The 14,621-nt window shown below is 60.5% G+C and carries 12 protein-coding genes and 3 pseudogenes; 10 read left to right on the plus strand and 5 right to left on the minus strand.

The window, feature by feature from the left end:
- Nucleotides 1-11: 11 nt before the first annotated feature.
- Together AC515T_RS11950 and AC515T_RS11955 are read left to right on the plus strand one after the other, a co-directional pair.
- Complete coding sequence (locus tag AC515T_RS11950) at nt 12-1,178, plus strand: MFS transporter (RefSeq protein WP_496532630.1); 1,167 nt, start codon at nt 12-14, stop codon at nt 1,176-1,178.
- A gap of 125 nt (nt 1,179-1,303) precedes the next feature.
- Complete coding sequence (locus AC515T_RS11955; protein WP_496532631.1) at nt 1,304-1,933, plus strand: LysE family translocator; 630 nt, start codon at nt 1,304-1,306, stop codon at nt 1,931-1,933.
- Nucleotides 1,934-2,061: 128 nt separating this feature from the next.
- Here AC515T_RS11955 and AC515T_RS11960 read toward each other — a convergent pair whose 3' ends face one another.
- Nucleotides 2,062-2,646: a TetR/AcrR family transcriptional regulator gene (locus AC515T_RS11960; protein WP_496532632.1), complete on the minus strand. Its 585-nt coding sequence runs from the start codon at nt 2,644-2,646 to the stop codon at nt 2,062-2,064.
- A gap of 126 nt (nt 2,647-2,772) precedes the next feature.
- Between AC515T_RS11960 and AC515T_RS11965 the strand changes: the two genes are divergently transcribed.
- The 6 genes and pseudogenes from AC515T_RS11965 to AC515T_RS11990 form a co-directional block, all read left to right on the plus strand.
- The gene (locus AC515T_RS11965; RefSeq protein ID WP_496532633.1) at nt 2,773-3,417 is read left to right on the plus strand and encodes a DJ-1/PfpI family protein; all 645 of its coding nucleotides are present in this window, start codon (nt 2,773-2,775) and stop codon (nt 3,415-3,417) included.
- A gap of 22 nt (nt 3,418-3,439) precedes the next feature.
- Nucleotides 3,440-3,970: a DUF2867 domain-containing protein gene (locus AC515T_RS11970; RefSeq protein ID WP_496532634.1), complete on the plus strand. Its 531-nt coding sequence runs from the start codon at nt 3,440-3,442 to the stop codon at nt 3,968-3,970.
- Nucleotides 3,971-4,443: 473 nt separating this feature from the next.
- The gene (locus tag AC515T_RS11975; protein WP_496532635.1) at nt 4,444-5,544 is read left to right on the plus strand and encodes an ABC transporter substrate-binding protein; all 1,101 of its coding nucleotides are present in this window, start codon (nt 4,444-4,446) and stop codon (nt 5,542-5,544) included.
- Nucleotides 5,545-6,830: 1,286 nt separating this feature from the next.
- A pseudogene (locus tag AC515T_RS11980) lies at nt 6,831-7,883 on the plus strand (sensor histidine kinase); the annotation flags it as partial.
- Nucleotides 7,884-8,093: 210 nt separating this feature from the next.
- A pseudogene (locus AC515T_RS11985) lies at nt 8,094-8,429 on the plus strand (response regulator transcription factor); the annotation flags it as partial.
- Nucleotides 8,430-8,948: 519 nt separating this feature from the next.
- A pseudogene (locus AC515T_RS11990) lies at nt 8,949-9,290 on the plus strand (ATP-binding protein); the annotation flags it as partial.
- Nucleotides 9,291-9,307: 17 nt separating this feature from the next.
- Here the strand turns inward: AC515T_RS11990 and AC515T_RS11995 are convergent.
- From AC515T_RS11995 to AC515T_RS12010, 4 genes are all read right to left on the minus strand, one after another.
- Nucleotides 9,308-10,372 (minus strand): DUF2955 domain-containing protein, encoded by a 1,065-nt coding sequence (locus tag AC515T_RS11995; protein ID WP_496532636.1) that lies wholly within the window; start codon nt 10,370-10,372, stop codon nt 9,308-9,310.
- Complete coding sequence (locus tag AC515T_RS12000; protein ID WP_496532637.1) at nt 10,362-11,492, minus strand: HlyD family secretion protein; 1,131 nt, start codon at nt 11,490-11,492, stop codon at nt 10,362-10,364. The genes AC515T_RS11995 and AC515T_RS12000 overlap by 11 nt, the downstream gene beginning before the upstream one ends.
- Nucleotides 11,493-11,567: 75 nt before the next feature.
- Complete coding sequence (locus tag AC515T_RS12005; protein WP_496532638.1) at nt 11,568-12,086, minus strand: transporter suffix domain-containing protein; 519 nt, start codon at nt 12,084-12,086, stop codon at nt 11,568-11,570.
- A gap of 169 nt (nt 12,087-12,255) precedes the next feature.
- Nucleotides 12,256-12,765 (minus strand): Lrp/AsnC family transcriptional regulator, encoded by a 510-nt coding sequence (locus AC515T_RS12010; protein WP_496532639.1) that lies wholly within the window; start codon nt 12,763-12,765, stop codon nt 12,256-12,258.
- Nucleotides 12,766-12,964: 199 nt separating this feature from the next.
- Between AC515T_RS12010 and AC515T_RS12015 the strand changes: the two genes are divergently transcribed.
- Both AC515T_RS12015 and AC515T_RS12020 read left to right on the plus strand, forming a co-directional pair.
- On the plus strand, nt 12,965-13,981 hold the full coding sequence (locus AC515T_RS12015) for a 1-aminocyclopropane-1-carboxylate deaminase (RefSeq protein ID WP_122568314.1): 1,017 nt from the start codon (nt 12,965-12,967) through the stop codon (nt 13,979-13,981).
- Between the two features lie 169 nt (nt 13,982-14,150).
- Nucleotides 14,151-14,612: a transketolase gene (locus AC515T_RS12020; RefSeq protein WP_496532640.1), complete on the plus strand. Its 462-nt coding sequence runs from the start codon at nt 14,151-14,153 to the stop codon at nt 14,610-14,612.
- Nucleotides 14,613-14,621 lie beyond the last annotated feature (9 nt).

A 14,621-nucleotide genomic window follows, 5' to 3' on the forward strand; every position in this document is an offset into this window, starting at 1 on the left:
AGGAGCCTGTCATGCGTATCAACCTTCCACTTGTTGCACTCGCCATGGGTGCCTTTGGCATCGGCGTCACCGAGTTCGCCCCCATGGGCATGTTGCCGGGCATCGCTGCGGATCTCGGCGTTTCCATTCCAGCCGCAGGCCTGTTGGTCAGTGCTTACGCCCTGGGCGTACTGTTTGGCGCGCCGCTGATGACCCTGACCACCGGCAGGATTTCCCGACGCTATCTGCTGATCGGACTCATGGCGATTTTCACCCTGGGTAATCTGATGTCAGCGCTGGCGACCGATTACTACAGCCTTATGGTCGCCAGGGTGGTGACCTCACTGAACCACGGTGCGTTCTTTGGCGTCGGCGCCATCGTCGCCGCCAGCGTGGTCGCTCCGCAGAAACGGGCCGGGGCGGTCGCGGCCATGTTCATGGGCCTGACCCTGGCGACCATCGGCGGCGTGCCGCTGGCCGCCTGGTTTGGTGAACTGTTCGGCTGGCGCAGCGCATTCTGGGGGATTACCGGCCTGGGGGTGGTGGCCATGGCCGCGTTGTGGTTCGCCCTGCCCAATGTGCCGACGCCGAAAAGCATCGGTGTGCTGGCCGAAATTCGGGTACTGGGTCGTGGACCGGTGTTGGGGGCGTTGGCCCTGACTGTCGTCGGCTCAGGTGCGATGTTCACCGTCTTCACTTACATCGCCCCGATCCTGAGCGGTGAGACGCATGCCTCCACCACCTTCATCACGGCCATGCTGGTGCTGTTCGGTGTCGGGCTGACGCTGGGCAATATGTGGGGCGGCAAGGCGGCGGATCGCTCGATAGACCGCACCCTGATCGTTTCGCTGAGCGTGCTGATTCTCGTTTTGCTGGCATTCACCGTACTGATGCGCTGGCCGCTGCCGGCTGCGGTTGCCATCTTGATCTGGGGGATCGCCAGTTTTGCCTTGGTACCTCCATTGCAAATGCGTGTGATGGAAGCCGCCAAGGACGCGCCTAATCTGGCCTCGGCAGTGAATATCGGTGCCTTCAACTTTGGCAACGCGATTGGCGCGGCGCTGGGCGGCGCGGTGATCAACGCGGGGTTGGGTTACCCGGCGATTGCCCTGGCCGGAGCGGCAATGGCTGGCCTGGGGTTGCTGATGGTGCTGGCTTTTGCCAGGCGTTCCAGAGTGGTTGCGGCTGCGGCGTTGTGACGGAGGCGCGAATGCTCTCGGTGCACATGTCCTCGGCCGACGGGCTACACAGAACGTTTGACCAGACGCCAAGTGGCTAACTAGAGTGCATAGCCATACGGCTGCCGACTGCCATGGACATCCAGATGAGCGACTTATCCCTGCTGCTTGCCTTCATCGCTGCTGCGTCAGTGCTCACGGTTACTCCCGGCGTGGACACCGCCATGGTGCTTCGCGCTACAGCGACCGGCGGTCGACGTTCGGCGGCGATGGCCTCTATCGGTATCGTGCTCGGGTGTCTGGTGTGGGGGGCCGCGGTGTCACTGGGGCTCGGTGCCCTGTTGCAAGCTTCGGAGTGGGCTTACCTTGCGCTGAAAATCGTCGGTGCGGCGTATCTCGTCTGGTTGGGTGTCAAATTGCTGCTGCGGCCTCGGTCAACGCTGCAAGGGCAGGGGAACGAGAACATGGCTATCTCTGCGCGTGACGCCTTTATTCGCGGTTTATTGACGAACCTGCTGAACCCCAAGATAGGTGTCTTCTACGTTACGTTCCTCCCCCAGTTCGTCCCCAGTGGCGCGAGCGTGGCCGGCTACTCCTTCTTCCTCGCGACGTTACATGTGCTGTTGACGCTGGCCTGGTTCGGCATTCTGGTGGCGGCGACGGTGCCACTGAGCAATTTCCTGAAGCGCCCGGCGGCTTTGAAGGCGCTTGATCGGCTCACGGGCGGCGTTTTTGTCGCGTTTGGGCTCAAGTTGGCTGTTTCCAATCCGGCTTGAGCCGAATGCCGTATTGCCAGTGGATGACTCATGCGTCCAACACGGCATGCCGATGGACTTCCTGACTACGATGCCTGCGATTCCACGGCTGGCCCTTTCATCGCCGTAGCCAGTCCTGCCGACAGCCTTCAAATGTCATCGACGGCTTGGGTGCGCGAATAGGTCCGCCACGGTGCAAGCGCCCCTTCGAAAAGTGAAAAGGCTCGATGCAGGAAACCGTTGAAGCGAGCGGCATCACGCCGCAGCCCTGCCTGTTGACCGCCAATCAGGCACAGATGGGCCACCTGTCCAATCACTTCCGCTTGGCCTGGCATAGGGACCAAGCGGCGGCACGTCTGTATCGCGAAGTCCAGTCGTCTTGTGTCAACACGCTGCTGAAACTCGCCTACCAACGGATCGTGCAGCGACCAGGCTCGGATGGAAACTTCCCGCCCAGGCTGTTTCTCAGCGGCAATACTCAAGTAGCGTTTCAAGATTTCGCCCGCGCTGCGACCCTGGGCCGCATAAGTGAGCATGCGCTCCGTGTAGTCTTCTTCCCAAACGGCCAGCAAGGTGCGGACAAAGTCTTCGCGATTGCGGAAATGGTGATAGAACGATCCGCGGGTCACATCCAATCGACGCGATAGACTCTCCGCCGAAACGCCAACATGCCCTATTTGGTCGAGGGCCTCGAAACCAGCCGCGATCCAATGGTGACGAGTTAGTTTTCTCACCTGTTATTTCGCTCCAGAGTCAGCGCCATACAGACTGTGTATGGTGCGTAACCGATTGATACGCTGCGAACACCCGCAAAGATGGCCGTTGCGTTTTGCACGCCAGCACTTTTCATGGAGCTCGCCTTGAAGAAAATCGTTCTGGTTGCTTTCGACCAATTCACGGATATCGACCTGTTTCTGATGTGGGACATTCTAGGCCGCAACACTGAGGACTGGCACGTCCGAATATTGGCTTCCAGCGCTATCGTGCGATCGGCGCACGGCCTGGCTGTTTCGGTGCACGGTCCGCTTTGCGAGGCCAATAGTGCCGACGCAGTATTGTTCGTCAGCGGCAAGGAAGGAATACCCGCTGCACTGGCCGCGCCAGATTTCCTGCCGTCGTTTGAACTTGACGCCAGGCGCCAGCGAATCGGCTCCATATGTGCCGGAGCATTCATTCTCGAACGCCTTGGGCTGCTCAGCGGCCAGGCAACTACCCACCCGGATGCACGATCGGGTTTGCAAGCCCTGGGACTTGAGCCCATGGACCAGCCTCTTGTATGCCAGGGGAACGTCGCGACCGCTGGCGGATGCCTTTCGGCGCTCTATCTGGTGGGATGGTTGGTTGAATCCTGGTTCGATGTCGACAAGCGCCGTGCGACGTTGCTGCCTGTTCTGCCAGCTGGGCAGCAAGCGCTCTATGATGCCTTGATCGGGCTCAGTATCCGACAAGGAGAAGTGGGCGCTTCCCAACAAAAAACGCGACATGGCATGTCGTCTAATGGATAGTTGGAACTCAGGAGAGACCCCGATGCCCCGAGAATTGGAGCTCATTAAGTCGGTGCCAGTCCCCACGAGGTCCGGCATCACCCACCTCTACCAGTCGATGAACCTGGCGGACGCTTTTGCGATTCGGCTCCCTGCGGGCACATCTGGCGATCCAGATCTGTTGGCTCGATTCATTCTTTCCCATCAGCCATCCTGGATCGGATGGCTCATGAAAATCCGAGACACCATCGTTGTCTGTTTTGGTCTCAAGACAGCCAAACATTTGGCAACCCTTGCTGATCGGGTTGGCGTCTTCAAGGTCTACAGCACGAACCAGACTGAAATCGTGTTGGGAGAGGACGACAAGCACCTCGACTTCCGGATATCGATCCTGTGTTCTGGAGAGACAGAGCCAGAAGGCAGTCGCCAACTCGTCTTTTCAACCGTGGTCCAGTGCCACAACCGCCTAGGCCGGGCCTACATCTTCGTTATCGCTCCATTTCATCGCTTGGTCGTCAAGGCCAGCCTCCTGCGCGCGGCGCGTATCGGTTGGCCCTTGGCTGCCCACCCTTAAGACTGAGAGCACTGTGTGCAAAAATGGATCTCTGGAAAGAGGTCCATTCTGAAATCCTCCACGGCCGCGAGCGAAGCGGGCACGTTGCGACTATGCTCATTGCCACTGCAGGCAATCTATGGGTTTCAATGATCGGCCGCCAAGGAAAGGAGTCTGTATGTGTCTAGTCCTACATGCCCGGTTCTATTGTTGGAATGACCGAATGAGCCATCTGGTAACAGGTGTTCATCGGCGCATTTTGATCCCTGGGCGACCCATCGTCAGTTCGTGAGCATTGGCGCGAGACGCTTGGTCTGGCCGCTAGAGGCTGCCCGGCTACGAGCTCAAGTTGAATGCCTGTTCCAAGCTTCACATGGTCGACGATCTCCAATCTGCAGGCCGATTTCTCCAAACCAGATCAAACAGTCGATCCAGGCTGTCGGCAGGTGCAGGTGGATGACTGTTGGTAAATCCCAAGCACGATGGAGAACAGCATGAACACCAAACCGATCCACAAGATCTTGTGGCGCTTCGCTGGCTGCGTGACCGGGCTGGCGATGGTTGTCGCCCATCCAGCCCAAGCCGCCGACGGCGGCATCGTCCGCGCCCCTACCGCAAGCCATAGCATTGCCTTCAGCAACTCCTACGCGGGCAGCGATTTCCGCAAGGTGATGGTGCGCAACTGGCAGGAGATTGCGGTCCAGGCGCAAAAGGATGGCTTGATTCGCGAGGCTCCGGTGGTCAGCGCGAATAACTCGGCGTCGGAACAAGCGGGCCATATCCAGGAGATGATCGTCAACGGCGTGAACGCCATCGTCATCCTGGCCGCGTCCGACACGGCCCTCAACGGGGTGATCCGCGACGCCTGCAACGCCGGCATCGTGGTGGTGGTCATGGCCAGCCTCGTCACCGAAAGCTGCGTCTACACCGTGGATTACAACTGGTCTGCCATGGGCCGCGTGGAAATCGATTATATCGCCGAGCGCCTCAAGGGTAACGGAACGCTGCTGGAGATCCGCGGCATTGCCGGCGATGCCACCGATAAAAACATCAGCGACGGCATTCGCAAGGCCGCCAGCGACTATCCGGGCCTGAAGTTCGCCAAGACCGTCTACGGGAACTGGACCGCTTCCGTCGCACGCAAGGAGGTGGCGCTGGCGCTGCCGTCGCTGCCCAACATCGATGCCGTCGCGACCCAAGGGGGCGACGGTTATGGCGCGGCCATGGCGTTCAAGGCGGCAGGGCGCCCTTTGCCGATTATTGTGATGGGAAATCGTCAGGACGAACTTGCCCTGTGGAAACAGGAGCGCGATGCCAATGGCTACGAGACCGTTTCTGTCTCCGCCTCCCCGAGTGTCTCCCAGGTGGGGTTCTGGGTGGCCCAGCAGATTCTGGCGGGCAAGCAGGTGCCGAAGTTTGTCGAAGTGCCGCTGGTGCGTATCGATGGGAAGGACCTGGACGCCTGGCTCGCTACGATGCCGGTGGGCGGCGCCGCCAATCCTTCCTATGACCAGGCTTCCGTTGTGGCGATGATCGACGCGGCCATCAACAAGACGGCGCCGCCGACGCCGTTGCCGGAGGTGACGAAACAGTAGTGGCGGACGGGAGGCGAGGCGCCATGTCGACATTCCGACCCGCCACGGACAGGCCCATTGCCGTCAGGATTGGCCTGGCGGTCGCCGCGCTGGTGTTCCTGATGCTGGCGGTGTCGCTGGTGAACCTCTACGGCCTGCGCGGCATGGTACGTGCGGTGGATTCCGCCAGCCATTCCGCGGAAATCCTGGCCTCGGTCAACGGGGCCACCGGGCGGGTGGAAAACTTCATCGCCACCCGCGACCAGGAAAGCCTGTCCCAGGCCGAAGGCATGGTGGCGACGGCTATCGCCGGTCTCACCGCCATCCCGGTGGCCGAGGCACAATCGCTCAAGGGCAGTCTGGAACGGCTCGCTACGGCGATCGCCGCCTTGCGGGCGGCGAGCCTGACCATGGATGGCGAAACGGAGAACATGACAGCCCACTACGGCCGGATGCGAGAGGCGACGATCCTCGTCGAACAGGGCATCGCCGATGGGTTGAAAGGGCTTGAGTCCCGCACCGTGGAGCACGAGGCGCGGGTGAGCAACGTCGAAAGCGCCCATCGCATCCTGGATATCCTGCGCAATGGCGAACGGATCATCACCGCCAATCTGGCCAGGATGCTGGTGACCGGTGACGGGGAGGCCGCTACTGCGGCGCGGAACGCCAGCGCGGCGCTCCAGCCTGTGGTCGAGCAATTGCACGAGTTGATGGGCGCGCCGCAGGAGAGAGAAGCCCTGGAGCAATTGGCGACGGCGCTCGCTGCTGCCAGCCTGGCGGTCGAGCACCTCGACGAAGCGCCCAAGCTCCGGGGAGGCGAGGCTTTGCGGCATCTCGCCGCCGTCGCGGATACGGCCGAGCGCCTCGAGGCAATGTTGGGTGAAGTGGAGGGGCACGTGGCCCATGACGCCAGCGACATTCAGGCAGCAACCGGTCTGCTGCGAAATGCCGCCGCGTTGTCCAAGCGTTTCGCCGAGCGTGTTGCCACCCTGGAGGCGCAGACCTTGTCGTTTCGCCTGTCACCGTCGGCCGAGGTCGCCGGCTCTGTTGGCCACATCCTGGACGAACTTTCCCGGCTCTCTCGGGTTCTCCCGGCGTCCGTGGGACTGCAAGCCAAGGCTACGCCCCTGACGGTCAGCGATCAGATTGCCGGCTACCGGGCGGCATTCGCCAGGTTCCATCAGGCGAGCAACGCCTTGAGCGACGCGCGCGATCAGGTTCGCAACGAGGCACGGAGCGCCGGCCTGTTGGTGGCGCGCTTCGCAGGTGAAGCGCGCTCCGACGCCTTGGTCCACAATGATCGCGGCATGCTTGCGACGATCGTTGCCGGTACCGTCGCCATCCTGCTGGCCGGCGCCATCGCCTGGAGCACGTCGCGATTTATCGCGCAGCCCATCGTGGCCCTGGCCTCGGTCATGCGCCGGCTTGCGGCCGGCGACCTGAACGCCGAGATCGCCAGCGCCGGACGCGGCGACGAGATTGGCATCATGACCCGCGCCGTACGGGTGTTTCAGGAGAATGCCCTGCGCATTCGGGTGCTGGAGGCCGAGGCCGAGGCCGAACGACAGCAAGTCCAGGCCTCTTTGGAAAGAATGGTCGCCGAACGGACCGACACGTTGCACCACCAGACCGAGGTGTTGGAGGCACAGGCCATCGAGCTCATTCAGGCGCGCAACCAGGCCGAGACGGCTAACCAGGCAAAGAGCGATTTCGTGGCCACGGTCAGCCACGAACTGCGCACCCCCTTGACCCTCATTCTCGCCCCCTTGGAGCAGCTCTCGGCGGCGACCACCCCGCCAGCGGACTGGCATGTGCAGATCGACCGCGCCCAACGCAACGCGTTGCGCTTGATGAACCGGGTGAACGACATCCTCGATTTTTCCAAGGCCGAAGCGGGCAAGTTTGAGCTGTGTCCAACACCCATTGACTTGAACAAGATGGTGGGGGTGCTGGCCGAGGACGCCGCCATGGTGGCCGCGGGAAAAGGCTGCACCTTGACCTGCAGCATCGACCCCGCGCTGGGTACGGTGTTTCTGGACCCCCAACACTTCGAGAAAATTCTTCTCAACCTGGTGAGCAATGCCATCAAGTTCACACCTGCCGGCGGCACCGTGCACCTGGCCGTCACGCCGCTCGATGGCGAGCGATTTGAACTCGCGGTGCAGGACTCGGGGATTGGCATTGCGCCTGACAAACTGCCGCTGCTGTTCCAGCGTTTTTCCCAGATCGACAATTCCGCAACGCGTCACTACAGCGGTACAGGCATTGGTCTGGCCCTGGTCAAGGATCTGGTCGAACTGATGGGGGGTGAAGTCGGTGTCAGCAGCGAGCCCGGACGGGGTTCGTGCTTCTTTGTTCGACTTCCACTGGGGATCGAGCCAAACACCGTGCCGATCGAAGCCCGCACGATGCACGAGCGATCGTCATCGAGCACGACAAGCACAACCGAACAGCGCCACCTGCGTTTCGACGACGGTCGCAGTGGCAGTCACAACGACCGAGCTTCGACCCAAGGCGCAGACGACGAGCAGCCAGCGGAACATGCCTCGCGATCCAGAGTGCTGGTGGTCGACGACAGCCCGGAAATGCTGGGCTATCTCAGCGAGCTTTTGCGAGACGATTACATCGTCGCCACCGCAACTGATGGAGAGCAGGCCTGGGCATTGCTGCAGCTTCGCCCCATCGACGTCGTGGTTTCGGATGTGATGATGCCCAAGCTCGACGGCTTTGGCCTGACAGCCAGAATCAAAGCCAGGGCCGGTTTTGCCCATTTGCCCGTGATCCTGGTGACCGCCCGCGGCGGTAGCGAGGCCTGCGTCTCCGGGCTGGAGAGCGGTGCCGATGACTATATCGCCAAACCCTTTTCGCCGCTGGAACTCAAGGCGCGCGTACGCGCGGCGCTGCGCATGAGCCAGGTGCAAACCGAACTGCATGCAAAATCCCGTCAGGCGGGCATGGCCGAAATCGCCACGACGGTGCTGCACAACGTCGGCAACGTCCTCAACAGCGTGAACGTATCGGCAGAACTGGTCAGCAGCCAGATGCGCACCTCCAAAGCCCGGGGACTGGGCAAGGTGGCTCAGTTGATGAACGAACACGTTCACGACCTGAGCGACTTTCTCACCAAAGACCACAAGGGAAAGATGCTGCCCGACTACCTGCTCAAGCTGGCGGGGGTGGTGGCGGCAGAGCAACAGAGCATCATCGAAGAACTCGGACAACTCACCAAGGGCATTGACCACATCAAAACCATTGTCGCGGCCCAACAGTCCTATGCCGTTGCCGTCAGTATTGTCGAGACAGTGCCGGTCGCAGCGTTGATCGACGATGCCTTGCGCGTGAGTGCTGGATTGCTGGCCCGCCTGGAGGTGACGATGGTCAAGGACATCGCCGACTTGCCCCTGTTGCCGTTGGACCGGCACCGGGTGCTGCTGATTCTGGTGAACCTGATCGGTAATGCCAAGCAGGCGTTGGACGGCGTGATCGATCGCAGCCCATGTGTCACGCTCAGCGCTTCCCTCGCTGAAGGGCAGGTATTGCGTATCACCGTGGCCGACAACGGCAATGGGATTGCGCCTGAGCACCTGCCGCGTATCTTTTCCCATGGCTTCACGACGCGCAAAGACGGTCACGGTTTTGGCCTGCACAGTTGCGCGCTGGCCGCCCAGGAAATGGGTGGCAGCTTGACGGTGCATAGCGACGGGGTTGGTCAGGGCGCAACCTTTACCCTCGATATTCCTCTTGAGGCTTCGCTGAGTAAGCGGTGAATACCGGACTGCAGAGGCTACTGGTCGACGATCGGCTGCGATGGGCGTTGGTCGCCTCGGCCGGCTTTGGCGCCTGGCCACAGCAGCGTGGCCAGGCCAATGGCATAGACAACCGCAAACAGCACGTAGGCGATACGGGTGGAAAACAGCTGGGGCGTTTCTGTCGGCAACGGTGATACACCGAGCCCGAACAGAATAAGGAAGGTCATGAGCCCCCCGCCGAATACTTTGCCAGCGGCGTTGCCCATGGCGGCTTTGCCGGCAAACAGCAGGCTTACCAGCAGCAGAATCAGCGCCACCAGCCACAGGGTTGGCCGCAGTTCGAACAGCGTAAAGGCCAGGGAAGCCACCACCCCGCCCAGCAGGTTGACCACCACCAGGCCAAGGGCGGTGCGGCTGCTCATGCCAAGGGAAAACTGGCTAAGCAACGAGGCCACCGTGATGGGGACGACCATCGCCGTGGCCAGTCGCGGGTCGCTCAGGCACAGGGCAATCATGCCCAGCAGAATCGCCGCGCTGGCCATGGCCTGGTGAATCACCCGCGTCAGCTCGCGCGGCTGTGGGATTTGCGGGTCGGTGTGTTCACCTGCAGGGTCGGGCAGCAGCGCATGGGCGCCCCAAGTCAGCAGCAAACCCAGGCTGACCGCCTTGACCAGCACTAGCACGATGGACTCGCCCAGATCGCGCTGCACGATATCGAGCATCGGCACCACAATGGCAATGACCAGCATCAGTGCCGGTCCCGCGCCGCCCCGTTGTTGGCCTTGCGCGGTAAAACAGGCGAAATAAAACAGCCACAGTACCGGCAGGAGCACCCACGGCCGCTCACCGAGCACGCCGGTAATACACACCAGCAGCGCGCCGGCCAGCATACTCACCAGCAACGTTATCAATCCCTGAGATAGCCCTGGCGCACGGCGGTTGGCCAGGAGGAACTGGATGGCGAACAGAGGCGCGAGAAAAGGCAAAATGTCGTCCAGGACCAGACCCGTGCACAAGCCCACGGTCACTGCCAGGGCGACGCGCAATCCCTGGCGTTTGATCCGCAGCAGCTCCAGTGCAGCTTGCCCATCAATTGACATAATTCAGCCAGGCGCCCAGGCGTGTCATGAATGCCCCCAGGGCATTAGTCACGGGGTTGTCATCGGTATAGATCACCACGGTTACCTGTGAGCCATAACGCGGGCCGATCGGGTGAGGTTCCTCCACTATCAGGCGTACTGGAAAGCGCTGCGGGTCACGCACCCAACCACTCTCGTTGCGCACCGAGGGCAGGGGGGCGTTGCTGCTGTCCTGTTGCGCGACACCCCAGCCCACGCTTTCAACGCGGCCCTTGAACACGCGACCTGGCAATACATCGAACACCAGCTCAGCCGGGTCGTCAGCCTGCACATGTTCCAGGCTGTTTTCCTTGAAGGCGGCAGACACCCATACGGTGCTTCTGTCGATGAAGGTCAGTGCTGGCTGGCCAGCGCTGACGACCTGGCCAACAGCGAGCTGGAGGTGGGTGATCACGCCATCGGCGGGTGCAATGACTTCGGTACGCACCAGATCGAGCCGGGCTTTTTCCAGCGCGGCCAGGGCTTGTTTGAATTGCGGGTTGTCGTTGCCTTTGGGCCCTAATTGCTGGCGCGCTCGTTCCAGGTCGGCTTGGGCTTTGCTCACGGCCGCCTCGGCGGAGCTCAGCGAGGCTTTGGCTTCATCCTGGCGGGCGGGGGCGAACACGCCGCGCTCGACCAATTGATTCACCCGCCGGGTTTGCTCGCGTATGTTGTCGCGCTGTGCACGCGCCGACACCAGCTGTGCCTGGGCGGCATCCACCGAGGCGGTGCTGGCACCCAACGTCTGGCCGGTTTCCTCCAGCCGTGCTTCAGCCTCGCTGACGACAAGCTTGTAGGGTTGCGGGTCTATACGAAACAGCACCTGGCCGGCCTTCACCCGGGCATTGTCGAGCACCGCAATTTCCGTCACACGGCCACCCACCTCGGCAGCCATTTCCACCACATAGGCTTGCACCACGGCTTGCGACGTCGAGGGCGTGCGCCGCTCCATAAAAATGGCGAGGGTAAACATCACGGCGATCAACACCGCAACGCCGAGCGCAATGCGCCGCAGTGGATTGGCTGGCGCAGGCTTTTCAGGAGGCGGTTCAGTCTGGCGCTCAGGCTCGATGGAAACGGGCGAGTTCTGTGTTTCGGGCATGTCGGCACCTGTAAGTCATGGCAACTCAAGAAAAACTGACAGCGCGTCGGGGAGAGGCGATCCGGGGGCGTTGGCTCAGACCGGATCACTGGCCGTGACCCGCGCGGTGCGGATAAACAGCGCGCGCAATTTCTCCCAGAAATTGCCACCCAGTACGAAGAAGCTGCCAACCAGCAGTGCATCGCCAAGCAGTTGCAATGCCCAGCTATTGGGACGCAGACCGGGCGCGAGGGTGTCGACATAGGGTTCGAGGAAGGAGCACACCAACGGCAAGCAGAACATCACCAGGCCAATACGGTGGCGGGTGACGCTGACCTCCTGTTCAGCGCTGGGCACAAGGCCTGACACATAGCTGAACACATGCTGCTTGAGCTCTTGAAAACCCGCCTTGCCCATCACGGCGATGACCAGCAGCAACAGCACCTTGTTGATGATGAACAGGGCGCCGGTGATCGCCGCGATGGTAGAGCTGGGCACATCCGCGGCCGCTGCCAGGGGCACCAACAACCACAACGTGAGCATGAGACAAAGAATGGCGATGCCTAACTTGAAGCGCCATTTCGCGGACGTTGCCGGAGACTGTGCCGTGGCCATGCTGCCTTACCTTTCTTTAACATTGTTATTGGTTGTGGTCTGGAGCGAAATTGAGCTTAGCAGCTGGATTGCCAACGCATTCAGTCGTGTCAGTTTTTCTGCGCCTGCCCCAATCCATTACGAAAAGGTTGGCGCTGAGGCTGTGGGTCAAGGCGACCTGAGTGGAGCCTCAAAGGGGGATGTGGGTTGTCGACAAGACCTGGCGCAACCCCATGAACGAGCGAATCTGACGAACCCCAGGCAGGTAAAGCAATTGCTCCGCGTGGAGCCGGTTGAAACTGTTGCTGTCCTTGGTGCGCAGCAACATGAAGTAGTCGAACTCCCCCGTCACCACATGGCACTCCATGCAGCCGGACACTTTTTGCGCGGCCGCCTCGAATGCGGCGAAGGATTCCGGTGTGGAGCGGTCCAGCACTACACCGATCAAGACCACCATCCCCGCATCCAGCGCTTCATTGTCCAGCAGTGCGACGATGTTCTTGATCAGGCCGACCTGCTTGAGTCGTTCGACGCGCCTGAGGCAGGCCGGGGCACTCAGTTTCACCTTCTCTGCGAGCGCCACGTTGGAGATGGAGGCATCCCGTTGCAGGACCTTGAGAATAGCGCGGTCGGTTCGATCCAGTGGGTGCGGCACCGGGCCCGTAGTGTCCGGCTTCTTGTGAGTATTTGTTGCTCTCATGTTGAGTTCCACGCATTAAAAGTATGTTTCATGTTCTTTGATGGAAATTATGTTTTTCCAAATGATGGAAACTTGCAACACATATTTTTCGAATTCTTCTTAATATTGAACTCATCGAAGCCCCTCCTGAAAGAGCCTGGAATGCGGCTTTTTCCCTTTCGGTCTGGCGCTTGGATATCCCATATCAAGGAGCAGAGTCATGAACCTGAATCGTTTTGAACGTTATCCGTTGACCTTCGGTCCTTCTCCCATCACGCCCTTGAAGCGCCTCAGTAAACATCTGGGGGGCAAGGTCGAGTTGTATGCCAAACGTGAAGACTGCAACAGTGGCCTGGCCTTTGGTGGGAACAAGACACGCAAGCTCGAATACCTCATTCCCGAAGCGCTCGAGCAAGGCTGCGATACGCTGGTCTCCATCGGTGGCATTCAGTCGAACCAGACCCGCCAGGTCGCTGCAGTCGCTGCCCACTTGGGCATGAAGTGCGTATTGGTGCAGGAGAACTGGGTGAACTATTCCGACGCGGTGTATGACCGGGTAGGCAACATCGAGATGTCGCGGATCATGGGCGCTGACGTGCGGCTTGACGCGGCAGGCTTCGATATTGGCATTCGGCCAAGTTGGGAAAAGGCCATGAGCGATGTCGTGGAGCAGGGTGGCAAACCGTTTCCGATTCCGGCGGGTTGTTCCGAACACCCCTACGGCGGCCTCGGTTTTGTCGGCTTTGCCGAAGAAGTGCGGCAGCAGGAAAAAGAACTGGGCTTCAAGTTTGATTACATCGTGGTCTGCTCGGTGACCGGCAGTACGCAGGCGGGCATGGTTGTCGGTTTCGCGGCTGACGGTCGTTCCAAGCATGTGATTGGTATTGATGCTTCGGCCAAGCCGGAACAGACCAAGGCACAGATCCTGCGCATCGCCCGGCACACGGCTGAGCTGGTGGAGCTGGGTCGCGAGATTACGGAAGAGGATGTGGTGCTCGATACGCGTTTCGCCTACCCGGAATATGGCTTGCCCAACGAAGGTACGTTGGAAGCCATCCGGCTGTGCGGCAGCCTTGAAGGGGTGCTGACAGATCCGGTGTACGAAGGTAAATCGATGCATGGCATGATTGAAATGGTGCGTCGTGGTGAATTTCCCGAAGGTTCCAAAGTGCTTTACGCACACTTGGGTGGAGCACCGGCGCTGAATGCCTACAGCTTCCTGTTTCGTAACGGCTAAGCGTAGAACTGCTTGGAGTTTCCTGTGGGAGCCCCTGTGGGAGCGAGCTTGCTCGCGATTGCGTTGGTTCAGTGTCTACAGAAGTAACTGACAATCGCTATCGCGAGCAAGCTCGCTCCCACAAGGGATTATGTCAGCCAGGCTCACGAATCACGCCGGGAGTACCACCATGCATGCGATATCGCAGTCTGCAATCTGGGTGAAAGAACCGCTGGCCGATACCCGGGTCGTCATCGTGACCAGCGCCGCTTTGCCCAAATATATGATTGACCAGTTGCATATGGAGATCGACGACTGGGACCAGGTTGCTTATCTGGTGGTCCAGCAATCCAGGGCGTTTATGCTCGACTGGCTGCAATTTGGGTCCAACCCAATAGCGTCGGCGCCGGCGACCACCTGCCGGGCCGGCCAACTGCTGCACGGCGTATCCAAAGGCTGTTTTTTACTGGATGTCGAAGCCAGCCCGATACCCCGTCTCACCTGGCTGGGATCAGTCTGCGGTCACCCACTGCGTGTCCTCAAACTGGGAGACGCAGCCTCCTATGCAGCGATCGATAAACAGGTGGAAGAGATTTTATCGGTGACGCGGACACTGGTGAAAAGCGGGTTACAGGAGCGCTGTTTCAGCTGACAAAAGTCA

The organism is Pseudomonas sp. FSO-7, assembly GCF_059579345.1.

Excerpts from the sequence above, each read along its gene's own strand:
- AC515T_RS11975 (WP_496532635.1), top strand. The coding sequence starts at position 4,444 with ATGAACACCAAACCGATCCACAAGATCTTGTGGCGCTTCGCTGGCTGC.
- AC515T_RS11995 (WP_496532636.1), bottom strand. The coding sequence starts at position 10,372 with ATGTCAATTGATGGGCAAGCTGCACTGGAGCTGCTGCGGATCAAACGC.
- AC515T_RS11955 (WP_496532631.1), top strand. The coding sequence starts at position 1,304 with ATGAGCGACTTATCCCTGCTGCTTGCCTTCATCGCTGCTGCGTCAGTG.
- AC515T_RS11950 (WP_496532630.1), top strand. The coding sequence starts at position 12 with ATGCGTATCAACCTTCCACTTGTTGCACTCGCCATGGGTGCCTTTGGC.
- AC515T_RS12020 (WP_496532640.1), top strand. The coding sequence starts at position 14,151 with ATGCATGCGATATCGCAGTCTGCAATCTGGGTGAAAGAACCGCTGGCC.
- AC515T_RS12015 (WP_122568314.1), top strand. The coding sequence starts at position 12,965 with ATGAACCTGAATCGTTTTGAACGTTATCCGTTGACCTTCGGTCCTTCT.
- AC515T_RS12010 (WP_496532639.1), bottom strand. The coding sequence starts at position 12,765 with ATGAGAGCAACAAATACTCACAAGAAGCCGGACACTACGGGCCCGGTG.
- AC515T_RS11970 (WP_496532634.1), top strand. The coding sequence starts at position 3,440 with ATGCCCCGAGAATTGGAGCTCATTAAGTCGGTGCCAGTCCCCACGAGG.
- AC515T_RS12000 (WP_496532637.1), bottom strand. The coding sequence starts at position 11,492 with ATGCCCGAAACACAGAACTCGCCCGTTTCCATCGAGCCTGAGCGCCAG.
- AC515T_RS12005 (WP_496532638.1), bottom strand. The coding sequence starts at position 12,086 with ATGGCCACGGCACAGTCTCCGGCAACGTCCGCGAAATGGCGCTTCAAG.